At 44.5% G+C, this 25,894-nt stretch carries 22 protein-coding genes, 2 tRNA genes and 1 rRNA gene; 9 read left to right on the top strand and 16 right to left on the bottom strand.

The window, feature by feature from the left end; genetic code table 11:
* Window positions 1-14 precede the first annotated feature (14 nt).
* Window positions 15-464, top strand: a complete 450-nt coding sequence (locus tag L3V37_RS17450) for a CBS domain-containing protein (RefSeq protein ID WP_017820562.1) — start codon at window positions 15-17, stop codon at window positions 462-464.
* A 123-nt stretch (window positions 465-587) separates the two neighbouring features.
* On the opposite strand, the gene aceA is transcribed toward L3V37_RS17450, so the two are convergent.
* The 3 genes from aceA to L3V37_RS17465 all read right to left on the bottom strand — a co-directional run bounded on the left by aceA (window position 588) and on the right by L3V37_RS17465 (window position 5,162).
* Window positions 588-1,901 carry an isocitrate lyase gene (gene aceA / locus L3V37_RS17455; RefSeq protein ID WP_005381733.1) on the bottom strand — a complete coding sequence of 438 codons (1,314 nt, stop codon included), beginning with the start codon at window positions 1,899-1,901 and terminating at the stop codon, window positions 588-590.
* 120 nt (window positions 1,902-2,021) lie between these two features.
* A complete protein-coding gene (aceB, locus tag L3V37_RS17460) occupies window positions 2,022-3,650 on the bottom strand; it encodes a malate synthase A (protein ID WP_237306679.1) in 1,629 nt (542 codons plus the stop codon).
* 606 nt (window positions 3,651-4,256) lie between these two features.
* The gene (locus tag L3V37_RS17465) at window positions 4,257-5,162 is read right to left on the bottom strand and encodes a hydrogen peroxide-inducible genes activator (RefSeq protein ID WP_005383681.1); all 906 of its coding nucleotides are present in this window, start codon (window positions 5,160-5,162) and stop codon (window positions 4,257-4,259) included.
* 199 nt (window positions 5,163-5,361) lie between these two features.
* On the opposite strand from L3V37_RS17465, the gene L3V37_RS17470 reads away from it, so the two are divergent.
* From L3V37_RS17470 to ppk2, 3 genes are all read left to right on the top strand, one after another.
* Complete coding sequence (locus tag L3V37_RS17470) at window positions 5,362-5,973, top strand: peroxiredoxin C (protein ID WP_005381738.1); 612 nt, start codon at window positions 5,362-5,364, stop codon at window positions 5,971-5,973.
* 277 nt (window positions 5,974-6,250) lie between these two features.
* Window positions 6,251-7,000 (top strand): copper homeostasis protein CutC, encoded by a 750-nt coding sequence (locus L3V37_RS17475; protein WP_064376914.1) that lies wholly within the window; start codon window positions 6,251-6,253, stop codon window positions 6,998-7,000.
* A 70-nt stretch (window positions 7,001-7,070) separates the two neighbouring features.
* Complete coding sequence (gene ppk2 / locus L3V37_RS17480; RefSeq protein WP_237306680.1) at window positions 7,071-7,847, top strand: polyphosphate kinase 2; 777 nt, start codon at window positions 7,071-7,073, stop codon at window positions 7,845-7,847.
* Between the two features lie 62 nt (window positions 7,848-7,909).
* Here ppk2 and phoU read toward each other — a convergent pair whose 3' ends face one another.
* From phoU to L3V37_RS17500, 4 genes are read right to left on the bottom strand one after another with little or no spacing between them, the layout of a single operon-like run.
* Window positions 7,910-8,608, bottom strand: coding sequence for a phosphate signaling complex protein PhoU (gene phoU / locus L3V37_RS17485; RefSeq protein WP_005381744.1), 699 nt, complete (start codon window positions 8,606-8,608; stop codon window positions 7,910-7,912).
* Window positions 8,609-8,638: 30 nt separating this feature from the next.
* Window positions 8,639-9,457 (bottom strand): phosphate ABC transporter ATP-binding protein PstB, encoded by an 819-nt coding sequence (pstB, locus tag L3V37_RS17490; RefSeq protein WP_005381745.1) that lies wholly within the window; start codon window positions 9,455-9,457, stop codon window positions 8,639-8,641.
* 2 nt (window positions 9,458-9,459) lie between these two features.
* Entirely contained in the window at window positions 9,460-11,133 is a 1,674-nt protein-coding gene (gene pstA, locus L3V37_RS17495) for a phosphate ABC transporter permease PstA (RefSeq protein WP_085569935.1), read from the bottom strand.
* Between the two features lie 30 nt (window positions 11,134-11,163).
* Window positions 11,164-13,368 carry an ABC transporter permease subunit gene (locus L3V37_RS17500; protein ID WP_047102164.1) on the bottom strand — a complete coding sequence of 735 codons (2,205 nt, stop codon included), beginning with the start codon at window positions 13,366-13,368 and terminating at the stop codon, window positions 11,164-11,166.
* 207 nt (window positions 13,369-13,575) lie between these two features.
* Between L3V37_RS17500 and ppk1 the strand changes: the two genes are divergently transcribed.
* Window positions 13,576-15,666 carry a polyphosphate kinase 1 gene (gene ppk1, locus L3V37_RS17505; protein ID WP_237306681.1) on the top strand — a complete coding sequence of 697 codons (2,091 nt, stop codon included), beginning with the start codon at window positions 13,576-13,578 and terminating at the stop codon, window positions 15,664-15,666.
* Window positions 15,650-17,155 (top strand): exopolyphosphatase, encoded by a 1,506-nt coding sequence (ppx, locus tag L3V37_RS17510; protein ID WP_005381749.1) that lies wholly within the window; start codon window positions 15,650-15,652, stop codon window positions 17,153-17,155. Before ppk1 ends, ppx begins: the two co-directional genes overlap by 17 nt.
* Window positions 17,156-17,189: 34 nt before the next feature.
* Here ppx and L3V37_RS17515 read toward each other — a convergent pair whose 3' ends face one another.
* Genes L3V37_RS17515 through phoB form a run of 3 tightly spaced genes read right to left on the bottom strand, consistent with a single transcriptional unit; the run spans window position 17,190 to window position 20,177 of the window.
* Window positions 17,190-18,149 (bottom strand): PstS family phosphate ABC transporter substrate-binding protein, encoded by a 960-nt coding sequence (locus L3V37_RS17515; protein ID WP_237306682.1) that lies wholly within the window; start codon window positions 18,147-18,149, stop codon window positions 17,190-17,192.
* Window positions 18,149-19,447: a phosphate regulon sensor histidine kinase PhoR gene (gene phoR, locus L3V37_RS17520; protein ID WP_005383667.1), complete on the bottom strand. Its 1,299-nt coding sequence runs from the start codon at window positions 19,445-19,447 to the stop codon at window positions 18,149-18,151. The genes L3V37_RS17515 and phoR overlap by 1 nt, the downstream gene beginning before the upstream one ends.
* Before the next feature lie 40 nt (window positions 19,448-19,487).
* Window positions 19,488-20,177 (bottom strand): phosphate regulon transcriptional regulator PhoB, encoded by a 690-nt coding sequence (gene phoB, locus L3V37_RS17525; RefSeq protein ID WP_005381752.1) that lies wholly within the window; start codon window positions 20,175-20,177, stop codon window positions 19,488-19,490.
* Between the two features lie 224 nt (window positions 20,178-20,401).
* Between phoB and rdgC the strand changes: the two genes are divergently transcribed.
* The 3 genes from rdgC (at window position 20,402) to L3V37_RS17540 (ending at window position 23,139) form a co-directional block, all read left to right on the top strand.
* Window positions 20,402-21,316, top strand: a complete 915-nt coding sequence (rdgC, locus tag L3V37_RS17530; protein ID WP_171342987.1) for a recombination-associated protein RdgC — start codon at window positions 20,402-20,404, stop codon at window positions 21,314-21,316.
* Window positions 21,317-21,481: 165 nt separating this feature from the next.
* Complete coding sequence (yegQ, locus tag L3V37_RS17535; protein WP_237306683.1) at window positions 21,482-22,882, top strand: tRNA 5-hydroxyuridine modification protein YegQ; 1,401 nt, start codon at window positions 21,482-21,484, stop codon at window positions 22,880-22,882.
* A 2-nt stretch (window positions 22,883-22,884) separates the two neighbouring features.
* Window positions 22,885-23,139: a YfhL family 4Fe-4S dicluster ferredoxin gene (locus tag L3V37_RS17540; protein WP_237306684.1), complete on the top strand. Its 255-nt coding sequence runs from the start codon at window positions 22,885-22,887 to the stop codon at window positions 23,137-23,139.
* Between the two features lie 42 nt (window positions 23,140-23,181).
* Here L3V37_RS17540 and L3V37_RS17545 read toward each other — a convergent pair whose 3' ends face one another.
* The 6 genes from L3V37_RS17545 to rrf all read right to left on the bottom strand — a co-directional run bounded on the left by L3V37_RS17545 (window position 23,182) and on the right by rrf (window position 25,852).
* Entirely contained in the window at window positions 23,182-23,490 is a 309-nt protein-coding gene (locus L3V37_RS17545; protein WP_005381765.1) for a hypothetical protein, read from the bottom strand.
* Window positions 23,491-23,813: 323 nt separating this feature from the next.
* On the bottom strand, window positions 23,814-24,650 hold the full coding sequence (gene mepA / locus L3V37_RS17550) for a penicillin-insensitive murein endopeptidase (RefSeq protein WP_033905786.1): 837 nt from the start codon (window positions 24,648-24,650) through the stop codon (window positions 23,814-23,816).
* Window positions 24,651-24,662: 12 nt separating this feature from the next.
* Window positions 24,663-24,995 carry a DUF1904 domain-containing protein gene (locus tag L3V37_RS17555; protein WP_005381768.1) on the bottom strand — a complete coding sequence of 111 codons (333 nt, stop codon included), beginning with the start codon at window positions 24,993-24,995 and terminating at the stop codon, window positions 24,663-24,665.
* A 474-nt stretch (window positions 24,996-25,469) separates the two neighbouring features.
* Window positions 25,470-25,546 (bottom strand) — tRNA-Trp (locus L3V37_RS17560).
* A gap of 35 nt (window positions 25,547-25,581) precedes the next feature.
* Window positions 25,582-25,658 (bottom strand) — tRNA-Asp (locus tag L3V37_RS17565).
* A 77-nt stretch (window positions 25,659-25,735) separates the two neighbouring features.
* Window positions 25,736-25,852 (bottom strand): 5S ribosomal RNA (gene rrf, locus L3V37_RS17570).
* Between the last annotated feature and the right edge of the window lie 42 nt (window positions 25,853-25,894).

Here is a 25,894-nt window from a genome sequence, read left to right on the forward strand (position 1 = left end):
CGCTGGAGGTCTCTATGATCAAGGTTGAAGACATGATGACTCGTAATCCTCATACATTACTGCGCACGCACACCTTGCGTGATGCAAAAAGCATGATGGATGCGCTTGATATTCGACACATTCCGGTTGTTGATGCCAATAACCACTTACAAGGCTTGGTGACTCAACGCGACATTCTTGCTGCTCAAGAATCGAGCTTGCACCCAGATGAGGCTGAACAATCTTTTACTTTAGACACACCGCTCTACGAAATGATGCACACCAATATCATGACGGCAGAGCCTATCGCGGGGCTCAAAGAGAGCGCTATCTATATGCAAAAGCATAAAGTTGGCTGTCTACCTGTTGTCACCAAAGGTCGATTGGTCGGCATTATTACTGATAGTGACTTCGTGACGATTGCGATTAACTTATTGGAACTACAAGAAGAAGTGGAACCTGAAGAAATCGAGCAGGAAGAATAGTACGCAAGCGTATTCTCTTTGTTGTAAGTTTCGTTTTTACACCGGTTAAACGAAAAAAGAGCGGCAGGGTTGCCGCTCAAAATGCCATTACTGACGCTGATTAAGGAAGTGTTTCTCTGCCAATTAGAATTGGTCTTCTTCGGTCGAACCTGTCAATGCTGTCACTGAAGAGTTGCCACCTTGGATAGTATTGGTCATTCTATCGAAGTAACCTGTACCTACTTCTTGTTGGTGCGCAACAAACGTATAGCCTTTTTCAGCCGCTTGGAATTCAGGACGCTGAACTTTCTCAACATAATGACGCATACCTTCACCTTGAGCATAAGCGTGTGCCAGTTCAAACATGTTGAACCACATGTTGTGAATGCCTGCTAGCGTGATGAATTGGTACTTGTAGCCCATGTCTGCAAGCTCTTGTTGGAACTTAGCAATGGTTTCTGCATCTAGGTTTTTCTCCCAGTTGAATGAAGGCGAGCAGTTGTACGCCAACAATTGATCTGGGTATTCAGCGTGAATTGCTTCTGCAAACTTACGTGCTTCTTCCAAACATGGCGTAGCCGTTTCACACCAAATTAGGTCTGCATATGGTGCGTAAGCCAGGCCGCGAGAAATCGCTTGGTCGATACCCGCGCGAACGCGGTAGAAACCTTCTTGAGTACGCTCACCTTCGATGAAGTCTTTATCATATGGGTCGCAATCTGAAGTAATGAGATCCGCCGCATTCGCATCAGTACGAGCAATAACTAATGTTGTTGTACCCGCTACGTCAGCAGCCAAACGAGCTGCAACGAGCTTTTGTACCGCTTCTTGCGTAGGAACTAATACCTTACCACCCATATGGCCACACTTTTTCACCGATGCTAACTGGTCTTCAAAGTGAACGCCCGCGGCACCGGCTTCGATCATCGATTTCATTAGTTCGTAAGCGTTAAGCACACCACCAAAGCCCGCTTCAGCATCCGCTACGATAGGTAGGAAGTAATCAATACCACCTTCATCTTCAGGCGTCTTACCAGCAGCCCACTGAATTTGGTCTGCACGACGGAATGAGTTGTTGATGCGTTTTACTACTGACGGTACAGAATCTACTGGGTAAAGAGATTGGTCTGGATACATCGTCGAGGCGGTGTTGTTATCCGCCGCTACCTGCCAGCCTGACAAGTAAATCGCTTCAATACCTGCTTTAGCTTGTTGAACCGCTTGACCACCCGTTAGCGCACCAAGACAGTTTACGTAACCTTTTTTCGCACTACCGTTGACCAGTGACCAAAGTTTGTCTGCACCACGTTGTGCAATTGTGTTTGCAGGCACCATAGAGCCACGCAGTTCCACCACTTCCTCGGCAGTGTAAGTACGCTTCACATTTTTCCAGCGTGGGTTAGTTGCCCAGTCTTTTTCCAGAGCTTCAATTTGTTGGCGGCGAGTTAAGTTAGTCATTGGTCTATCCCTCTTTATAATTTGCACTTTATGCGTGTGCGTTGAGTTTCCGTTCTCAGGCAGTACTTCCCTATCTGCCTTGAAAATCCTTCACGTTATTGGTGTTACAGTTATTCTTTATTAATCCAGGTAGTCATAACCAGGAACTGTCAAAAAGTTGGTCAGTTCATCGCTCGTCGTGAGCCTTGCCATTAAGTCTGCTGCTTCTTCAAATCGACCCTCATGGTAGCGCTGCTCGCCAATTTCTTGCTTCACGACTTCAATCTCCTCTTTGAGATAGAGCTCGAACAGCTCTTTAGTGACCTTTAATCCGTTGTCTAGCGACTTGCCGTGTTGAATCCATTGCCAGATAGAGGCGCGTGAGATTTCTGCCGTTGCTGCGTCTTCCATCAGTCCGTAAATCGGCACACAACCATTGCCAGAAATCCAAGCTTCGATGTATTGCAGCGCAACGCGAATATTGTGGCGCATTCCGCCTTCAGTGCGCTCGCCTTCACAAGGCTCAAGCAGTTCAGCTGCTGTAATAGGCGCATCCTCTGCACGGCTCACATCCAACTGGTTGGTGCGTTCACTCAGCACAGCACTAAAGACTTCCATAGCAGTGTCAGCCAAACCTGGATGAGCCACCCAAGTACCGTCGTGGCCGTTGTTAGCTTCTAACGATTTGTCAGTCTGGATCTTGTCTAATACTTTTTGATTCTCTTTCGGGTCTTTAGCTGGGATAAATGCGGCCATTCCTCCCATCGCGAAAGCACCTCGTTTATGGCAAGTACGTACCAATAATCGCGAGTAAGCGTTTAAGAATGGCTTGTCCATCGTTACCACTTGGCGATCTGGCAGTACTCGGTCTGAGTGTTTTTTCAATGTTTTGATGTAGCTAAAGATGTAATCCCAGCGACCACAGTTCAAACCAACGATGTGTTCTTTAAGCGAGAACAGAATCTCGTCCATTTCGAATACCGCTGGTAAGGTTTCAATCAGCACCGTCGCTTTGATGGTGCCTGTATCCAAACCGAAGTAGTCTTCCGTGAAATGGAACACTTCGCTCCACCACTTCGCTTCGTGATGCGATTGCAGTTTTGGAAGGTAGAAATAAGGGCCACTGCCTTTTTGAAGTAACGCTTTGTAGTTGTTATAGAAATACAGAGCGAAATCGAATAGCGCACCTGGAATGATCTGACCGTGCCACGTAACGTGTTTTTCTTTTAAATGAAGGCCGCGAACACGGCAGATCAACACCGCTGGGTCATCTTCCAGCTGATAATGTTTGCCATTGCCAGGATTGGTGTAACTGATGGTGCCATTAACAGCATCGCGCAAGTTAATTTGACCATCTAGCACTTTACTCCATGCAGGAGACATTGAATCTTCGAAGTCTGCCATGAACACTTTTACATTCGCATTCAGTGCGTTAATCACCATCTTGCGGTCAGTTGGTCCGGTAATCTCCACACGGCGATCTTGCAGATCTTGTGGGATTCCTAGGATCTTCCAACTTCCTTCACGGATGTCTTGTGTCTCTGGTAGAAAATCTGGTAGCTCACCAGCATCAATACGTGCTTGCTTCTCTTCTCTTGCTTCCAGCAACTGTTCAACACGTCCGGCAAATTTTTCACACAGTAGAGATAAAAAGGTTTGGGCTTCAACAGGGAAAATTGCTTGATGTTCTGGAGCAACGACTCCATTCACCTCAAGCATGCCTTGGGTTTGCTTTAGTTGTTGTGTTTTTTGTTCTGTCTGAGCAAGCATAATCATTCATCCTTAACGTGCTTTATCAATCTTGGGCAGTCAGCGTAAAGCTACATTTGTAAGTTATGAACAACAAATTACATCCTTTAACTTTGTGTTCAACTCGTCTAGCCATGCCGATAGATTGCGTAATGCTACGTGTATTTTCAATCTAGACATAAGTCGTATCGGCCTTTAAATAAGCTATATCAACAAAGGGTTTAGTGAAACCCCTAATATAAACAAAACAGAAAATTCAAAGTTTTATTCCGCAAGGTAAAAACCATCTATCAAGCGCCTTATTTTGTAAGTTATTACGTAATAAAATTACATTAAATTTAAAGTCGCTTTGTAATTTCAAACAAGCGTATGAATATTGACAGGTAAACAAACACCTTGTACTCACAAGGGCTGAAGAGATGGATTTAAACAGGGGTCAAACAAGACATGCAGGGCTTTGTGTAAAATTAACATTGTGAAATTTCACTATTTTATGAAAGCTTCATCAAAGAAGAGCTGTAAAATTTTACAAGTCAAAGTTTACCAGCAGAATAAAATACTAGAAAGCGCACTGTTTCCAGTGCGCTTTTAGATAAATAATGGAGAAGTAAGGGCTAATACTAATAGCTAAAGCAGCTCTGAAACGACTTCTGCAAGTTGATTAAATGTTTTCGTTCTTGACGAGCTCGGACGCCAAACTAAGCCGATTTCGCGATAAGCTTGTTTACCTGGAGGATCGATCACGACTAAATTCTGGTTATGCAGCAAGCCATGGTCGATAGCCATTTGAGGAATGAACGTTGTTCCCAAACCATTCGCAACCATTTGCACCAGTGTATGGAGGCTGGTTGCCGTAAACGGATTGATTTTTTCTTTGTCTGTTAATTTACACGCTGATACCGCATGTTCCGTTAAGCAATGTTCTTTCTCTAGTAGAAAGACGGATTCGTCAGGTAAATCCGCGTAACGAATCGGCACAGGGACCGATTGGGCTTGATTAGCGCTTATAACCATTCGAAACGGATCCTTACCCACTACTCGGCTTTCCATCCCATCAATTTCGACTGGTAACGCTAAAATAAGCACATCCAGCTCACCATGTCTGAGCGCTTGGAGTAAGTTTGTCGTCGTGTCTTCTCTTAATAAAAGGTTCAGTTGTGGGAAACGGTAGTTCACCTCTTGTACCAAATCACACAGTAAAAACGGAGCAATTGTTGGTATGCATCCTACTTTTAGCTGGCCTTGCATATCGTCGCCTTGGCACATACGTCCGAGCTCGACCAAATCTTGCCCTTTTGCTAACAGCTCTCGCCCCTGCTTTACTACCATTTCTCCTGTTTGGGTAAAAACCAGTGGACTTTTCTTGTCTTTCTTTTCATATAATGGACAGCCAATCAACTCCTCTAAGTTTTGAATACCCTTACTTAAAGTCGACTGACTGACAAAACAACGCTCTGCAGCGTCACTAAAATGTCTTGTTTCATGCAGTGTGACTAAATAGTGTAACTGCTTCAAACTGGGCCATTTATTCATAATTGTATTTGTATCTACCGCCGTTCCAGTGATCGAGTTAAGAGTTTTGTTATTATCGTTTTTTTCGATTAACTCAATCTATTTATTTCGCTTTTTTCAATACTACAATCTGTACTATAGTTTGTCTCGTACAAACACGAACCAAACCGACACAACTGAATTCGGTTTGGAGCTAACCATACTTTTTAGGAGCAAAAAAATGGTACTAGTAGGTCGTCAAGCCCCTGATTTTACTGCAGCAGCTGTTCTAGGTAACGGTGAAATCGTTGAAAACTTCAACTTTGCAGAGTTCACTAAAGGTAAGAAAGCAGTAGTATTCTTCTACCCACTAGATTTCACTTTCGTTTGCCCATCTGAGCTAATCGCATTCGACAACCGTCTAGCTGACTTCCAAGCTAAAGGTGTTGAAGTAATCGGTGTTTCTATCGATTCTCAGTTCTCTCACAACGCATGGCGTAACACTGCTATCGAAGATGGCGGTATCGGTCAAGTTAAGTACCCACTAGTTGCTGACGTTAAGCACGAAATCTGTAAAGCTTACGACGTTGAGCACCCAGAAGCAGGCGTTGCTTTCCGTGGTTCTTTCCTAATCGACGAAGAAGGCGTTGTACGTCACCAAGTAGTTAACGACCTACCACTAGGCCGTAACATCGACGAAATGCTACGCATGGTTGACGCTCTTAACTTCCACCAGAAGCACGGCGAAGTATGTCCTGCACAATGGGAAGAAGGTAAAGCAGGTATGGACGCATCTCCAAAAGGTGTTGCAGCGTTCCTATCTGAGCACGCAGCTGACCTAGGCAAAAAATAATAGACCTTCACCCTAGCTCAACGGGTGTGATGGTTGGATGTATATAAAGCAAAAAGCTAATGCGGAAAACCGCAAACGCCAATCAGTCTAAGTAAAGTCCTATCAAAGCCCAGAGCCTCTGCTCTGGGCTTTCTTTTTCCTTCAGATAAACCGCCAAAATGAGGTAACGCTTTAGCGTAAACTTTACCTCTATTTATCATCCCCTCCATACAGATTCTGCTTACTTGCCCTGTTAATATCTTAGCCACAACACCTATTTGTAACGTTAGCAGGATAAATGAACGTGGTTACTCACCTAGAAGTCTGTATCGATAATATTGAATCTCTGCACTACGCCATTGCTGGCGGCGCCACTCGGATTGAACTTTGCTCCTCTTTGGCTTTAGGCGGACTAACACCCAGTTATGGTTTTATGCAGCAAGCGGCTAAGCTTTCTAGTGTTCCAGTTTATGCCATGATCCGCCCACGCCAAGGTGACTTCTTCTACAATGAAGAAGAGATCGAAATGATGCGTTGGGATATTGAAGCAGCTCACCAATCAGGCTTGAGCGGTGTCGTGTTCGGCGTGCTCACTCAAGACGGTGATATTCATATGCCTTACGCGGCTGCGCTGTGTGAATTTGCTCAAGCGCTTGGCTTAGGCGTGACCTTCCATCGTTCCTTTGACCAGTGTCGTGACGCTGAAAAAGCTTTGGAAGAAGTGATCAGCTTAGGTTGTGAACGTATTTTAACCTCCGGTCTTGCGCCTTCAGCACCACAAGGGATCGATGTGCTTAGAGCTTTGGTTAAGCAAGCCCAAGGACGCATAGCAATCATGGCGGGTGCTGGCGTTAATGCGAGTAACGTACGTGCGTTAGTAGAAGACACTCAAGTTCCTGAAATCCATCTGTCAGGCAAAACCACACGCCCTAGCCAAATGACCTTTGTTGCTGAACAAAGCAAAATGGGCGCATCCGATGTCGATGATTTTTTAATCCCCATCACAAGTACACAAGCCATTACCGATGTCGTAGCAGCTCTCAAATAGACCACCGTAACCTCACGCGCATAGCTTTTGAGTGCTAACATATTGTTTATCAAGGAGTGAGGAAATGTGTATGTCTAAATTGAAGAAAAAGGAATACGAAAAGGAGCTCAAAAACCTTCAAGTTGAGCTCGTAAAACTTCAAGAGTGGGTCAAACACAAAGGGTTAAAAGTGGTGGTTCTGTTTGAAGGACGTGATGCTGCGGGCAAAGGCGGAGTGATAAAGCGAATTACAGAAAAGCTAAACCCGCGTGTTTGTCGCGTAGTGGCTCTGCCTGCACCGACAGAAAAAGAAAAAACGCAATGGTACTTCCAACGTTACGTCGCTCATTTACCATCTGCTGGTGAAATCGTTTTATTTGACCGAAGTTGGTATAACCGAGCAGGTGTCGAAAAAGTCATGGGGTTCTGTACTCCAGACGAATACCAGGAGTTTTTACGCTCTTGCCCTGAATTCGAGAGAATGTTGCAACGATCTGGGATTATTCTGATTAAGTATTGGTTTTCGGTTTCAGACGAAGAGCAGGAAAAACGTTTTCTAGGTCGAATTAATACGCCGATCAAACGTTGGAAATTCAGCCCAATGGATTTAGAGTCACGTCATCGCTGGGCGGAGTATTCGGAAGCAAAAGATAAGATGTTTGCCTATACAGACACGAAAAACTGCCCTTGGTGGATCGTCCCTTCTGATGACAAAAAGAAAGCGCGCTTGAACTGTATCAGTCATTTACTAAGCCAGATTGACTACAAAGCACTTGAGTACTCACCCATCGAATTACCTGAACTCAATAAAGAAGGTTACGTCAGAGCGCCCATTGATGATCAGACCTTCGTTCCTGATAAATATTAACGTGCTTTCCTTCTCTCTAATAAATAGGCCAGCCTAAAAGCTGGTTTATTTGTTGAAGTCAGTTACTTCAGTACGTCATCAATACTTTGATCACCTAGGTGGCGTACATCTTTCCCTTTCACAAAGTAAATAATGTATTCACAGATGTTCTGGCAGCGGTCCCCCACGCGTTCAATCGCGCGTGCAGACCACATCACTTGCAGAATATTAGGGATATTTTTTGGATCTTCCATCATGTAAGTCATCAACTGACGAATCACCGCTTCATACTCGGCGTCTAGTTTGTCATCTTGTTTATGCACCTCTGCTGCCGCTTCTACATCCATGCGGGCAAACGCATCTAAAACCTGATGCAGCATATTAATTGCCTGACGGCAGAGAGGCTCTAACGACACTTGGAATTGTCGTTCTTTTGATGATGGGCTTTCAATGGCAACGTAAGCAATGCGTGTCGCCACATCACCGATGCGTTCTAAATCCGTGATCGTTTTGATGATAGCCATGATTAAGCGCAAGTCTTTTGCCGTTGGCTGACGCTTAGCAATAATGCGTGTACAGGCGTCATCGATCGAGACTTCCATCGCATTCACTTTATGATCGTCACGCACAACCTTACGCGCCAGTTCGATGTCTTCTTTATGCAAGGCTTGAATAGCATACGAAAGCTGCTGCTCTACCAAGCCTCCCATGGTTAATACATGAGTACGAATCGATTCTAGCTCTACGTTAAATTGTCCTGAAATATGACGTCCAAAGTGCATGATGTTCCTTATTCCGTATAGAGTCGCGACTTAACCGTAGCGACCCGTAATGTAATCTTCGGTCTGTTTCTTCATTGGCGAAGTGAAGATCGAGTCCGCGTCAGAGTATTCAATTAACTTACCCATATGAATGAATGCAGTATGATCGCTCACTCTCGCCGCTTGTTGCATGTTATGGGTAACGATAACCACAGTATATTGAGTCTTCAGCTCATTGATAAGCTCTTCAATAGTTAAAGTTGAGATTGGATCCAACGCTGATGTTGGCTCGTCCAATAACAGGACTTCCGGCTCAATCGCCACCGCGCGCGCAATGACCAAGCGCTGTTGCTGACCACCAGATAAACCAAATGCGTTCTCATGCAAGCGGTCTTTTACCTCATCCCACAACGCCGCTGAGCGCAAGGATCGCTCCACTGCGTCATCTAAACTACGGCTGTTTTTTACACCTTGTAAGCGTAAGCCATAAACTACGTTTTCATAAATAGACTTAGGAAATGGATTGGGTCTTTGAAACACCATCCCCACTCGGCGTCGAAGTGTCGCAACATCGACATTAGGATGATAAACATTCTTGCCATGGAGACGCACTTTACCTGTGACTCGACACCCTTCCACTAAGTCGTTCATGCGATTGATGCAACGTAATAACGTCGACTTTCCACACCCTGAAGGACCGATAAAAGCGGTGACTCGCCCTTTGGGAATTCGCATCGAAATATCATGCAGCGCCTGAGTTTGACCATAGAACAGATTAAGGTTCTCGATTGAGATGGCTGTTTGTTCATCCGTTAAATTATGAACGTCCAATGGTGGCTCATAACCTAATGTACTATCAAAATTAAACATACTTAATCTTGTCCTAACGTTCTGTATTTTTCTCGTAAATTATTGCGAATACTGATTGCTGTTAAGTTTAGCCCGACAATCACTGTCACGAGTAAGAAAGAGGTGGCATAAACTAATGGTCGCGCCGCTTCGATGTTGGAGGTTTGAAAGCCAACATCGTAAATGTGAAAACCTAAATGCATGAACTTTCTATCCAAATGCACATAAGGGAATTGTCCGTCAACCGGTAAACTGGATGCCAATTTCACGACCCCCACCAGCATCAGTGGCGCTACTTCGCCAGCTGCACGCGCAATCGCAAGGATCAAACCTGTGATAATAGCTGGCGTCGCCATAGGCAAAACCACGCGCCATAGCGTTTCGAACTGAGTTGCACCAAGTGCCAGAGAGCCATGTCGTACGGAGCTCGGAATTCGAGTTAAACCTTCTTCTGTCGTCACAATCACAACTGGAAGCGTCAGCACGGCAAGAGTTAGTGCAGACCATAACAAACCCGGCGTACCAAAGGTTGGTGCCGGTAGCTTCTCCGCATAGAATACGTTGTCGATAGAGGCACCAATCGTATAAACGAAGAAACCTAAACCAAACACGCCATAAACAATCGATGGAACACCCGCTAGGTTTATAACCGCAATACGAATAACTCTGGTTAGAGCGTTATTCTTAGCATATTCATGTAGATAGATAGCGGCGATCACCCCAAGTGGCATCACAATGATCGACATAATGAGTACTAAGAAAACCGTACCAAATATCGCAGGGAACACGCCTCCTTCGGAGTTAGACTCTCTTGGATCTTCAGATAAAAACTTCCAAACCTGTTTTCCCCAATGCATGACTTTATCAGGCAGTGACATTTGGTTTGGATACCAGTAGTCCAAAATATCTTCGAGCGGAATCGATACTTGTGACCCCGTCATATCCTCGGCAATCAAGGCATAGTCAGAGAGCTGAAGTCGTAAACCATCAAGTTGCAAATCTAACGTCGCAAGCGCTTTTTCTATCTGCTCTTTTTTCGTCTGATTTTCCTTTAAGAAGCTTTCTGTCAGCGTGTCATTCAATTCATGCTTGCGCTTTTCTAATCGCAACTGCTCTAGCTTCCAACCAAGCTCTTTAAGCTGATCGACCACCAAAGAATCAATCTCATGGCGCAGAGTTTCTGCATCATCAAGCTTTTTATTTAGTATCGATTGAATATCACTGGTGTATATATTATCGCCATCTTGAAACGCCACCAGCTTACCAAAGAAATAACCACCGCTACTGCGCTCTATCACCGCCCACTCTTTTGGCGTCGTGGGCTCATCCAACTGCATTTGTAATACGGAGATAAAATCGGCGGGGTACAACTCTCGGTTAGCGATTTTGATACTGAGTCGCGTGGCAAAATCTTCATCGTCTTCTAACTGTTGTGCTGCGCTTTCAGGCAAATAACTCTTCGGTACAAAGCTGCGCTCATACACTTGACCAATCAGAATAGTATTTTCATGTAGCACTTCACCTTGTACAGGAGTCAGCGCTGCAACATTCCACTGATACAAGGGCGCTGGCCAAAAGTAAGTCAGGCCTTTCCAGCCGATAAGGAGTAACAACCCTAATACCGACAACAAACTGATGCTGACTGCACCGCCTGTTAGCCATATCCACGGTGCGCCAGAACGAATCCAATTTAACACGTTATTACTCGCTCTTTATTCAAACCATTATTACAACGCACGGTACTTATCTCTCAGTCTCTGACGAACCCACTCCGCAAGCGCGTTTACTGCAAACGTAAACACAAATAAAATCAATGCAGCTAGGAACAGCAGGCGATAATGCGAACTTCCAACTTCCGACTCTGGTAACTCAACGGCGATGGTCGCCGACAGGCTGCGCAATCCTTCCAAAATATTCCAATCCATTAATGGCGTATTGCCCGTTGCCATTAACACAATCATGGTTTCGCCAACAGCGCGTCCCAGGCCCATCATAATGGCAGAAAAAATACCTGGGCTTGCAGTAAGCAAGACAACATAGATTAAAGTTTGCCAAGGCGTGGCCCCTAATGCCAAAGAGCCATCCGATAAATGCTTCGGTACAGAGAAAATGGCATCTTCGGCAATGGTAAAAATCGTCGGGATAACAGCAAACCCCATCGCTAACCCCACCACCAATGCATTGCGTTGATCGTAACCAATACCATGCTCGGTTAAGAATAAGCGCATATCGCCACCAAAGAACGTCTGCTCAATCGTAGGCGAAATCCACACTCCAAGCCCAATCAGTACCAATATGACAGGCATGAGCACTAAAGCATGCCAACCATTAGGCAGACGATTCCGCAAAGGTTGCGGTATTAATGCCCATAGCCCGCCCATAATCATGGTGCTCAAGGGCAAAACAAACAGCATAACGACGATCGTAATCAAATGATCTTCGACAATAGGCGCGAACCACAATCCCGCGAGGAAACCTATGATCACCGTCGGCAGTGCTTCCATTAGCTCAATCGACGGTTTTACTACACGACGCATGCGTGGCGACATAAAGTAAGCCGTATAAATAGCACCTAGCACTGCGAGCGGTACTGAAAACAGCATCGCAAACATCGCCGCTTTTATCGTTCCAAACGCAATAGGTACTAGGCTGAACTTAGCCTCAAAGTTATCGCTCGCCGAAGTCGATTGCCACACAAATTCAGGCTCAGGATACCCTTCGTACCACACTTCTTGCCATAATGAAGACAATGAAATTTCCGGATAGGCATTGTCCACTTCCGCAACATTTAACGCATTATTTTGCCAAGTGATTAAGTAGCGTTCATTGTTAGACATTGCTGCGATTGCGGGCGCTTGATTGTACGCACGCTTAAACAACACCAGTTTTTCACTGGTTGTATAATGGCTTTGCAACGTGCCGTTGGTGTAAAAGCTATAAAATCCTTTTCGATGAGAATCCGGCAACAAATACTTAAGCTCTGACGCCAATTTAAAATCACGAATATGCGTTAACGTGCGTTTTTCTTCTTGCAGCGTATCAAACCATTGCGACACCCGACCATCGTTGTGCGTCACCAAAAGCGAGTAAGCACCAGCCAATAAGTCTATCGTACGAACGGAATGCTTCTTATCACCTTGAGTGAGATCGACCACCTCTCGCACAGCAAATTTACGTGCGGTTTTCTTTAACACGATCAACTCAGAGCCATCGCGCAAATAAAGCGTTTCACCGTCAGGTGTCAATAACATTTGCTGAGGCGTATCAAAACCTGAAGAGAACGTAAAATCAATCGTTGTAGGAGGCGTACCCAAAGACGAAGCCACTTGCCAGCGAGCTTTCACTTCACCGCTTTGTGTCTGCCAAACAACCGTTGGTAAGGGCGTCGAAGCTGCGAATACAAACTGAGTCACAGGATCTTGAGGCGTACTTAGTGTCAGATCCATGCTGGTGTCTAGCTCAATCACTTCCGGAGGACGTGTATTTTCTCTCAACGTGGCATTAAATTCTGGCTTGAAAAGGTTCGCTTTACCCTGCCCATCAACAAATCCATACCAACCTAGCCCAGGAGCAGATTGAGAGAAAGCGACGGGTTTCTGGACGATTTGCTGTGTATACACCGCAGGTTTCGTAGGCTCGTCCATCGACAAATATTGAATCTCACCACTTTGGGTTAGGACGAACGCAAGCTGGGCGTAATCATCCACTGAAATCGCAAGTGGTGTTTCAATATGAGTGGCTCGAATGGCTTGGTTGGTTTTGATCTCCGCATCAGAAAAAAGCGGAATGATCACCATGGCGAGGTAGACAAAGATCAAAATAAGCGCCGCGAGTACGCCGACACCACCGGATGTCACTGCAAGTCGAACTAAACGATCTTTTATCAGTCGTTTCTTATCTTTTTCCTGCAATGAAAACTCGGCTTGTGCCATTTAAATCTCTGCCTTTTTTGACTTAGTACTAGAATATGTCGTTAAGATGACAATTATATTACAGATCACATTAAACACCTGAAAAGAATACAACTCTTATGCAATGCGTGGTATGAAATAAATCTGTAATGAAAATCTCATAATGTTCTCACTCATCCATTTTTCCAAGATGAGTACGTATTACTTCACTTTTGGCTAGGTAAGGTTATGAGCGCAGAAAAACTATATATAGAAAAAGAACTGAGTTGGTTGTCTTTCAACGAACGAGTATTACAAGAAGCTGCCGATAAAACCGTCCCTTTGATCGAACGTATTCGCTTTCTTGGGATCTTTTCCAACAATTTAGATGAATTTTACAAAGTACGCTTTGCGGACGTGAAGCGCAGAATCCTAATCAGCCAAGAGCGCGGTGGCAGTGATAGCCCTAAACGACTGTTAACCAAAATGCAGTCGAAAGCACTAAAGCTTAACGAACAATTTGATGAGCTTTACAGCGAATTGATTCGAGAAATGGCGCGACGTCGCATTTTCTTGGTCAACGAACAGCAACTGGATGAATCGCAACAAAAGTGGATCGCGAAATACTTCCGTAGAGAGGTAATGCCGCATATCACTCCCCTCCTAATGAAAGACGAGATCGATGTTCTGCAATTTCTCAAAGACGAGTACGCTTACATCGCCGTAGAACTGCGTAAAGAAGAACATTACCAGTACGCTCTGATCGAAATTCCGACCGATCACCTTCCCCGCTTTGTGATGGTACCAGAACAGAAAGGAAAGCGTCGAAAAACCATCATCTTACTTGATAATATTATCCGCCACTGTTTGGACGAGCTGTTCAAAGGCTTTTTTGATTATGATGATCTTAGCGGCTATGCGATGAAAATGACGCGTGACGCTGAATACGATTTACGCAATGAAATCGAGTACAGCTTGCTTGAACAAATGTCAGAGGGTGTCAATCAGCGACTGACAGCAAAGCCCGTTCGCTTCGTCTACGAACGCGATATGCCGCCTCAAATGTTAGAGTTTCTGTGTAACAAACTTAATATCTCTAACTACGATAACCTTATCCCCGGCGGACGCTATCACAACTTTAAAGACTTCATCGGCTTTCCAAATGTTGGACGAGAGTATCTTGAAAATAAACCTCTCCCGCCAATGAAATGTGCCGATTTCGAAGGTTATGCCAACAGCTTTGACGCGATTAAAGCGAAAGATATTCTGCTCTATTATCCCTACCACACTTTTGACCACATTAGTGAGTTAGTGCGCCAAGCCTCCTTCGATCCCAAAGTACTTAGTATCAAGATTAACATTTATCGCGTCGCGAAAGATTCTCGCTTGATGAACTCTTTAATTGATGCAGTGCACAACGGCAAAAATGTCACTGTGGTCGTCGAACTGCAAGCTCGCTTTGATGAAGAAGCCAATATCGAATGGTCAAAAGTATTAACCGAAGCGGGTGTGCACGTCATCTTTGGTGCGCCTGGTCTTAAGATTCACTCAAAGCTACTGATGATTAGCCGCCGCGAAGGTGAAGAAATTATTCGCTACGCACACATCGGCACAGGCAACTTCCATGAGAAGACGGCACGAATTTATACCGACTTCTCCCTGCTTACGGCAGATCAAGAGATCACTAATGAAGTCCGTAATGTCTTCGGTTACATTGAGAATCCATACCGACCAGTGAAGTTCAATCACCTTATGGTATCTCCTCGTAATTCTCGAACCCAAATCTACCGCTTAATCGATAATGAAATTGCGAATGCCAAGCTAGGGAAAAAAGCCGCTCTTACGATCAAGGTCAATAACCTAGTCGATAAAGGCATCGTCAATAAGCTTTATGGAGCAAGTACTTCCGGTGTAAAAATAAACATGATCATTCGAGGCATGTGCTCATTAGTACCGGGCATTGAGGGGATCAGCGACAATATTCGCATCATCAGTATTGTTGACCGCTTTCTTGAGCACCCTCGCGTGGTGATCACCCACAATGATGGCGATCCGCAAGTTTATATCTCCTCCGCAGACTGGATGACAAGAAATATTGATCACCGTATCGAAGTAGCTGTACCAGTCCGTGATCCACGTTTGAAACAGAGAATTATTGATATAACGAATATCCATTTTACCGATACAGTAAAGGCTCGTTTAATAGATAAAGAAATGAGTAACGCTTACGTACCACGAGGTAATCGCAAAAAAGTTCGCTCTCAAATCGCTATCTATGACTATCTTAAAAATATAGAAAAGCAAACTAGAAAACAAAATTCAGATGCCTCAAATACTTGAACAAGATACTCGCTACATTGCCGCGATAGACCTCGGCTCAAACAGTTTCCATATGGTGGTGGCCAAAGTTGTCGGCAGTGACCTACAACTGGTTAGTCGTCATAAACAACGTGTTCGCTTAGCATCAGGACTCGACAGTGAATTGAACTTAAGTCACGCCGCAATGGAGCGTGCGCTAGAATGCTTAGCCATGTTCGCTGAAAGGTTGCAAGGGCTTGATGAGTCAAATGTACGTATCGCCGCCACACACACACTAAGACGCGCTAAAAATGCCCACCTTTTCATCGAGCGTGCAAAAGAAGTGATGCCTTTCCCAATAGAAATTATCCCTGGAGAAGAAGAAGCCCGCCTGATTTACTTAGGTGTCGCGCACACTCAAGTAGAATCCAACTCCAAACTAGTCATCGATATCGGAGGCGGCAGTACCGAGATGATCATTGGACAAGAATTTGAGCCTGAGCTTCTCAACAGTAAACAGATGGGATGCGTCAGTTTTACAGAGCAATACTTTAAAAACGGCAAACTGTCAGGCAAAAACTTCAGTAAGGCGATGTTAGCGGCCGAACAAAAACTCGAGTCCATCGCCTCAACATATCGTAAAAAGGGCTGGGATATTGCTCTCGGCTCATCAGGAACCATCAAAGCGATTCAAGAAGTGCTAGTAGGATTAGGTTTTGAAGATGGCCTGATCACAGCGAGTCGACTGGATACACTTATCGAAACTCTGTGTAAATTTGATTCAATTGAAGATATTGAACTGACTGGTCTAACAGAAGAACGTAAACCCGTATTCGCAGCAGGCGTAGCGATTTTGTCCGCGATTTTCAAAGCGCTTCGCATTGAGCAGATGTTTTTCTCCGATGGTGCTCTGCGCGAAGGCCTGTTGTACGAAATGGAAGAGCGTTTTGCGCGCTCCGATATTCGCATGCGCACCACAGAAAATTTAGCCAACAAGCACCGGGTCGACTTAGAGCATGCCGCTCGTGTTAAGGGGCATGCACGTGAGATGTTATGTCAGGTACGCTCTGAACTAGGCATTAAGAAAAAGAGTGAGTTATTTGACTTACTAGAGTGGGCAGCGTTGCTTCATGAAGTCGGATTAAGTATTAACTTGCGTAGTTTCCATCGCCACTCTTTTTATATTCTGTTGCACTCCACCCTACAAGGCTTCAACCGTGAGCAGCAATTAGTGCTTGCAACATTAGCTCGCTTCCAGCGTAAAGCGCTCAAATTGCAAGAACTACCAGATTTCAACCTCTATAAACAGAGTGACGTTATAAGCCTCATCAAAATATTACGACTTTCTATCGTATTAAATGGGCAGCGTAATGAAGATCCATTGCCTGATATCACCTTATCTATCAAAAATGACGAATGGATTCTCACATGCACAGATGAAGCATGGCTAGAAAACAATAAATTACTTCACGCGGATTTACAGGAAGAACAAGAACGTTGGGACAGCGCGAAGTGGACACTCACTTTCTGATCTCGTACTGTCCATACCTAAATAAAAAGTCGGCTTACAGGCCGACTTTTTTTAACTCTTCTTCTGCAAAGTCTGCCGTAATGGGCACATAACCATCTTTCTCAACCAACGCTTGTCCCTGAGCAGAAAAGATAAAGCGAATAAACTCAGCTTCAATTGGTGTTAATGGGTAATCAGGGTGCTTATTCACGTAAACATATAAGTAACGTGATAGTGGGTACTTACCACTAACAATATATTCTCGCGTTGGAGTCACGTAGTCATTTCCCATTTTAGCCACAGGGACTAAGCGCACGCCTGCCACTCGATAACCGACACCGGAATAACCAATTCCACTGATGGTTGACGCTACAGCTTGCACAACTGACGCGGAGCCTGGCTGCTCGTTAACTCGGGTCTTGAAATCGCCGCCACACAAGGCATTGCTTTTGAAGTAACCGTAAGTTCCAGAAACGGAGTTACGACCAAACAACTGGACGTTTCGCTTTGCCCACTGTGATTCAAGACCGAGTTGCTGCCAGTTTGTGACAAATTGACTTTCACCACAGCGTAGCGTGGCAGAAAACAAAGCATCTAACTGACTAAAGTTAAGCCCTTGAATTGGATTATCTTGATGAACAAAAATACCGATTGCATCGATGGCGACCCTGAGCGCAGTTGGCTTGTAGCCATGTTCACGTTCAAACGCTTCAACCTCTCTTAAACGCATAGGGCGGCTCATGGGACCAAACTGAGCTGTTTGTTCGGTCAATGCTGGAGGGGCAGTAGAAGAGCCAGACGCTTGGACTTGCGCATTAATATTCGGGTAAATGGATTTAAACTCTTCAACCCAAAGCGTTGTCATACCCGCAAGTGTATCGGAGCCAACAGAGAGCAAGTTCCCGACAATCCCCGTCGTTTTATGATAAGTAGGCAATGGTTTATCTTGAGCGGCAGCCATAAAAGAACAAACAAGCGCGAATAAACTGAATGTTTTTGCCAATCGTAAAGCCATTATTTCACCACCAAACGCTCAGGCAATACGAAAGAAAACTTACTGCCCACACCTACTTCACTGTGAATTTCTAAATGAGAGTCATGGTGACTCAGCGCGTGTTTTACAATGGCTAGCCCTAAACCACTTCCACCAGTATCACGTGATCTTGCTTTATCCACTCGATAAAAACGCTCAGTAAGTCGATGGAGGTGCTGAGGTTCAATACCATCACCACTATCTTCCACCTCTAAGCATGCGCCTTGAGAGGTCTGGAACCAACGAACATTAATGTTCGCACCAGGCGGTGTGTATTTGACGGCATTATAAACGAGGTTAGAGATAGCACTACGTAACTGGTCATCATCGCCCAACACGCGTAGGCTAGCATCAACATCAAATTTCAATTTATGTTGGTTGTCCCCACTAAGGCTAACCGCCTCTTTTTCTAGCACTTCAAGCATCGCAGGCACATTCACGACTTCCTCAAGCTCATGCATAGGTGCCGCTTCAATTTTAGATAGTGTCAGTAGTTGGTTCACCAAACTGTTCATGCGGTTAAGCTGCTCCGTCATGACACCATGAGCTTTGCTCCACATTGGACCCACGACCATATCAGGGTCTTCAGTCATCTCCAAATAACCTTGTAGCACCGTCATTGGTGTACGCAGTTCATGAGATACGTTGGCGAAGAAGTTGCGACGCATTCCCTCAAGTTGTTTTAATTGGCTCACATCACGCACTACCATCAAGTGCTCACCCTCGGTATACGGTACGATACGTAATTCCAGCATGCGTTCGACGTTGAGTGGTGAACGCATTTCTAATGGCTCTGAGAAGTCTTTCTTGTTGAGGTACTTGATAAAATCAGGTGTACGAATGAGATTCGAGATAGGTTGACCTGAATCTTCTGGCCAATGGAAGCCCAGTAAGTGCTGAGCCAGCTTGTTGCACCAAACAATATTGCCTTCAGCACGGAATACCACTACCGCATCGGGTAGCGATTCTGCACCATTTCTGAATCGACGAATAAGATTAGTAAGCTCTTTTCGTTTGCGGCGTTGGCGCTGTTGTAAGCGATACAACCCATTGAACAAAGATTCCCAGTTACCACTACCAGATGGTGGCGTGAGGCGTTTTTCATCCCATAACCAAGAAGATAAACGTACTTGGTTATGCAAATGCCACACAAGCTGCAATGCCGTAGCAGCCAAAAGCAACCACGGCATATAACCGAATATCCAACCTACTATCACCCATGGGGTGTAAAAAAAAGCCAGCTCCCAGGCCAGCTTTTTCCACGTTAATCTTTCAACCACTCATAACTCCAGAAATGGTACCGATAAGCTGCGTGTTAATTTATGCCTTCGTCGAGAAGCGGTATCCAGCACCACGAACCGTTTGGATCAGCTTATCATGCCCTGCAGCTTCCAATGCTTTACGCAGGCGGCGAATGTGAACATCGACCGTACGGTCTTCGACATACACGTTAGTGCCCCAAACATTGTTTAATAGCTGCTCACGGCTGTATACGCGTTCTTGATGCGTCATGAAAAAATGAAGCATCTTAAATTCTGTTGGACCCATGTCTAATGGCGCATCATTAGCCGTAACACGGTGCGATACAGGGTCAAGCTTCAATCCCTGTACATCAATTACATCTTCTAGTGCAGTAGGGGTAACGCGACGAATCACCGCTTTTAGGCGTGCAACCAACTCTTTAGGAGAGAATGGCTTAGTAATGTAGTCATCCGCACCGACTTCTAAACCGCGCACTTTATCTTCTTCTTCACCACGAGCGGTAAGCATCACAACTGGAATGTTGCGCGTTAATTCCTCTCGCTTCATATGTTTGATGAAGTTAATGCCACTACCGCCTGGTAACATCCAATCCAGTAAAACTAAATCAGGGAAGGGTTCAGCCAGTTTGGTTACTGCAGTATCGTAATCTTCCGCTTCTACCGCTTGGTAACCTTTCTGCTCAAGTACGAAGCACAGCATTTCGCGAATAGGAGCTTCGTCTTCAACAACCAGAATCCTTCTAGACATAATTGAGTAACCTTATGTTCGTTGAGCTAATGAATTTAAGAGACAAAGCGCCTCTCTTTGCATAAGCATTATCACTACCAATTATGACACTTTTGTGACCTTTGAAAACAAATTTTCATATAACTTTCTTTTGAGGTTCATTCGGATATTTTTCATTTCTATTAAGACATCAGCACAAAAATTCCCTATGATTAGTCCCTTGTCATCAAGCCTAGAGAAGATTTATGTGGTTTAAAAACTGTCTGGTATACCGCGTTAACCGCGAGGTTACTTTTAACGCCGAACAACTAGAAACTCAGCTGTCTGAATTCCGATTCACCCCGTGTGGCAGTCAAGACAAACAGAAATTTGGCTGGGTCAGTGCAATGGGTAGACATGGCGATATGATGACTCACGTGTCAGAAAACCGCATTCTGATTTGCGCCAAGAAAGAAGAGAAAATGCTACCTGCCTCTGTGATCAAAGAATCATTGAATGCAAAAGTAGAAGCAATGGAAGCGCAAGAAGGTCGTCCTCTGAAGAAGAAAGAGAAAGACAACCTGAAAGATGACATCGTAATGGATTTACTGCCGCGCGCATTCAGCCGCAGCAGCCACACTCACGTGCTCATCATGCCAAAAGAAGGTTTTATCCTTGTTGATGCAAGCAGCTATAAAAAAGCAGAAGATGTATTAGCATTGCTTCGTAAAACCATGGGTAGTTTACCTGTTGTTCCTGCTATTCCAGAAGTGGCGATTGAAACTACGCTAACCGAGTGGGTGAAAAGCGGTGACACACCTCAAGGTATCAGCATGATGGACGAAGCTGAGCTAAAATCCGTACTTGAAGAAGGTGGTGTGATTCGCTGTAAGAAGCAAGAGCTAACCACTGATGAAATCCGCAACCACATCGCTGCGGATAAAGTCGTGACAAAACTTGCGCTTAATTGGCAAGATCGTATTGAGTTCATTATGACGGAAGATGCAGGCATCAAACGTCTAAAATTCTCTGATGAATTGAAAGATCAAAACGATGATATTCCACGTGAAGATCAAGCAGCTCGATTTGATGCAGACTTCTCTCTAATGTGTGGAGAGTTCAGTGCTTTCCTTCCCAACTTATACGATGCGCTAGGCGGCTTAGCGAATCCTAACGCATAATATTGTATAAAGGTTAACCATAACGCCCTCACTTTTTTTGAGGGCGTTTTTCTATCTGAAGCACAATTACCCTAGTCACAGTTCACATTTTGACGTAAAATTTGCGCCCCATTTCCATTAGGTGGAATTGGCCTGACTTGTGATCAGATAAAAGAGAATTGAGCAATGACAACTGAGAAAGCATTCGTGCCTGAGCTACTATCTCCAGCGGGCAGCCTGAAAAACATGCGTTACGCATTCGCCTACGGGGCAGATGCAGTTTACGCTGGCCAACCTCGCTACAGCCTTCGCGTACGTAACAACGAGTTTAACCACGAGAACCTAAAAATCGGTATCGATGAAGCCCACGCCCTAGGCAAAAAGCTTTATGTGGTATGTAACATTCAACCACATAACTCGAAGCTAAAAACGTTCATCCGTGATCTTAAGCCAATCGTAGAGATGGGTCCTGACGCATTGATCATGTCAGATCCAGGCCTAATTATGATGGTTCGTGAAGCTTTCCCAGAAATGCCAATTCACCTTTCTGTACAAGCAAACGCTGTAAACTGGGCGACCGTTAAGTTCTGGGCAGCGAATGGCGTGGAACGTGTGATCGTTTCTCGCGAGCTGTCTCTAGAAGAAATCGAAGAAATTCGTGAGCATTGCCCTGAAACTGAGCTTGAAGTATTCGTTCACGGTGCATTATGCATGGCTTACTCAGGTCGTTGCCTACTTTCTGGCTATATCAACAAACGTGACCCTAACCAAGGCACTTGCACTAACGCATGCCGCTGGGAATACAAAGTTGAAGAGGGTAAAGAAAACGACGCTGGTGACATCGTAGAGAAATTCGACCCGACTGAAGCACAGCCTGTCGAAGTACAAGACGAGCGCCCTGAAACCACAATTGGTCGCGGCAAACCAACAGATGAAGTCGTTCTGCTTTCTGAAGCGCACCGTCCAGAAGAAAAAATGGCGGCTTACGAAGATGAGCATGGTACTTACATCATGAACTCTAAAGACCTACGAGCGGTTCAGCACGTTGAACGCTTAACTAAGATGGGTGTTCACTCATTGAAAATTGAAGGTCGTACTAAATCGTTCTACTACTGCGCACGTACCGCTCAAGTTTATCGTAAAGCGATTGATGATGCTGTAGCAGGTCGACCATTCGATGAAAGCCTAATGGGTACACTAGAAAGCCTAGCTCACCGTGGCTACACTGAAGGCTTCCTACGCCGTCATACACACGATACTTACCAAAACTACGATTACGGTTACTCAGTCTCTGATGCTCAACAGTTTGTTGGTGAATTCACTGGCAAACGTCGTGGTGACATGGCTGAAGTAGAAGTAAAAAATAAGTTTCTTGTCGGTGATAGCCTTGAACTAATGACGCCAAAAGGCAATATTGTTTTCACGCTAGAGACAATGGAAAACCGCAAGTCAGAGTCTATTGAAGACGCCAAAGGAAACGGTCACTTCGTCTTCATTCCAGTACCAGCAGATCTAGATTTAGAATACGGTCTATTGATGCGTAACTTGAACTCAGGGCAGGACACCCGTAACCCGACTGGTAAGTAATCATGGCCTTGCTCATTACTGACAAATGCATCAACTGCGACATGTGTGATCCCGAATGCCCCAATGGGGCAATCAGTATGGGAGAGAGCATTTTCGAAATTGATCCAACGCTATGTACAGAGTGTAAGGGGCATTACGAAAAGCCGACCTGTCAGTCAGTGTGTCCAATTACAAAATGCATAATCACTGATCCGAACCATGTCGAAACTGAAGAGCAGTTGCTTGAAAAATTCGTGATTATTCAAGGGTTAGCATAAGAGCAATTAGGTTCAACTTTGGCATCAAAGTTGAACCTTTTCTCAACCTGATTTTTCAATAGGGATAATATTGCAGAATAGCTCTTTTTCAAAATGATACTCTAGTCTCTCACGCCAATTTTCCGCTTGAGAAACAGGTATTAAATAAAAGTTTTCTCGGCTCGTATCAGTAACGAAAGCCATCCCATATTGCATCAGCTCATAATGCACATCATTAACAAAACCCGGATCAAGGCGTTGACGCCCAGTCAGGTGATTCACATCCTCTCGAGTCAAAGAGACTCCTTTAGTATCACTGCTAAATCTGTGTCTTAACCACTCTGCAAATTCTTTTGCACAAATCATAGTCATGGTTTTGTCCTTGATTTACTCTTCTAACAGGAAAAGGGCATATCCCTGCCTTACACACTTGTCTGCGTTGTTATCGCTTTTTAGCCAACTGACAGACATATTGCTAAGAAACCAGAGTATCGTGACGAAAGATCTTTTTCTAAACAAAGAAGTTACAACTTACCCATACTACAACTCTTTGTTTAATTTAGATTTCTATAATATGTCCCCAAAACTAATTGGGTTAGTTTTTGTATTGGTATTATTCAATGTAGACAAAAGTATGATGTTTCTCCAGTTTCATAAAAGAGATCACCAAGTACAGATAAACCTGGAGAGTAACACTAATTAGGATTGATAAGCGGCAAGCATTGAGGTGGAACGACTTTTTTTCGTTTGGGCTTAGAGGTTGTTTTTACCCGTGGAGGGATATCAATAGGTTTCGCTTTCGGGGCCCAACTTGCAAGCTCAGCACCGCAGCCATCGCCTACTGGAGGTGGTGATTGATCAACACAATAGTCGCTCGAATCAGGACAAGACAACCTGACGTGAAAGTGGTAATGATGCCCCCACCATGGACGCACTTTACGTAACCAAGAACGATCTTTGCCATTTTCTTGCAAGCAAAGTTGCTCCTTAATAACAGGATGTACAAAAATTCGTGCAACATCCTTACTTTTTGAAGCGTACCGAATTAGTTTAAAGTGTCGTTCTTCCCAGCGATGATTAAGTATGGAATAACCTTTTAAATCCACCACACTCATGGGCTTAGGAAGTTGTAATTCGTTATAAGAAAGCGGTTGGTCAGCAAGTCTTAACCAGATATCGATATCTAACCCAGTTTGATGACTAGAATGACCAGAGGAGAACCTTCCACCTCTAGGTAAAGATAAATCACCAATCAACAGAGTGGTGTTGAGATTTTGATGAGCTTTAAGCGCCAGATTTTCAATAAACTCTATCGTTTTAGGGTGCCCATAGTAGCGCTTCGTTTTACTACGTAAGACTTGATAACCAACGCCATCGAGAGGCAAGGGTAATGCACCATCTAAACAACCGTTAGCATAACTACCAATAGAGGAGGAAGAGTTTCGGGTAGGATTAACCGCAGACTCCCAAGGAGTAGAACATACTGAAGCTGAGAAACATAAACCCAAAGTTACAATGAAACTCAGCCTCATAGCCTTTAACCTTTAGTAGTGTTCGCCATTATCGTAATAAGCTTTAGGAGATAAGGCGGAAAAGATAACTGCAACATCAATATCGGCACCAGCGATACCGCGCACTTGTTGCGTAATAAGCTTGGCAACTTCATCTTGCACTTCCTGGCCACGGTCGAACCAAAGCACTTCGACAAAAGGATATGCAGCACTCACCTCACCCTCATTGAAAAACGTAGTGTAGATATACTCAAAAGTAAAATCCTCACGCGGACAGTCCATTAGAGGCTGAAGTTCATCCGTAAGAGGTTTTGATAATGCCTGAACAGCTTGTGGCTCTACAGCACGGAATCGAAAATGTGGCATAAACTTACTTCCTAATTATTAGCATCAATGCATGATGATAACAGGAACCAAGTCAGTAATCATCCAAGCCAATGTAACCACTGACCTTTCAATAGATTGTGAATCAGATGTGCTCGATAACGAAGAAAAAGCGTTATGAAAATTCGAAGGTAAAACAGAAAGAGCAAAGCGATACATCAACATTTAATAATTACATTACTAGAAAATAAAACTATCTGAAGCAAAGGTATGCCATATTCGTTGGATAAACATACACCTGACGCCGAAACTATACGTTAGGAATAAAAGAGCCCCTGACCTAAGCCAGAGGTTATGAACATGGGGGATAGGTGAAGTGGACCAATATCCCGGAGATATGAACTTTCAATCCCCCGATACTTTGGTATCAGAGGAATCGACAGCTCTCCAACTAGTCAGATTCTCTTTTCTTCAGATGCAAAAAAGCCCCAGCATTACTGCTGAGGCTTTAGAGTATGGCAGGGGTGGAGAGATTCGAACTCCCAACACGCGGATTTGGAATCCGCTGCTCTGCCAATTGGAGCTACACCCCTGTAATTCGTGTTTATTGAGACGACGCTCAAATAAGTGGCGGAGTGGACGGGACTCGAACCCGCGACCCCCGGCGTGACAGGCCGGTATTCTAACCAACTGAACTACCACTCCGCAGTGGCATCACTCGCTTTGATAAGCAAGTGTCCGCTTTTGTCTTCACTTTTCGAAAAAGTGAAAATAAAACTAAAGCCTGGCGATGTCCTACTCTCACATGGGGAAACCCCACACTACCATCGGCGCTATTTCGTTTCACTTCTGAGTTCGGCATGGAAATCAGGTGGGTCCAAAACGCTATGGTCGCCAAGCAAATTCTTTAATCTGGAAAGCTGTTTTTTTAATTCTCGTTC

It is taken from the genome of Vibrio sp. D54 (genome assembly GCF_021728075.1).
GTDB classification, from domain to species: domain Bacteria; phylum Pseudomonadota; class Gammaproteobacteria; order Enterobacterales; family Vibrionaceae; genus Vibrio; species Vibrio alginolyticus.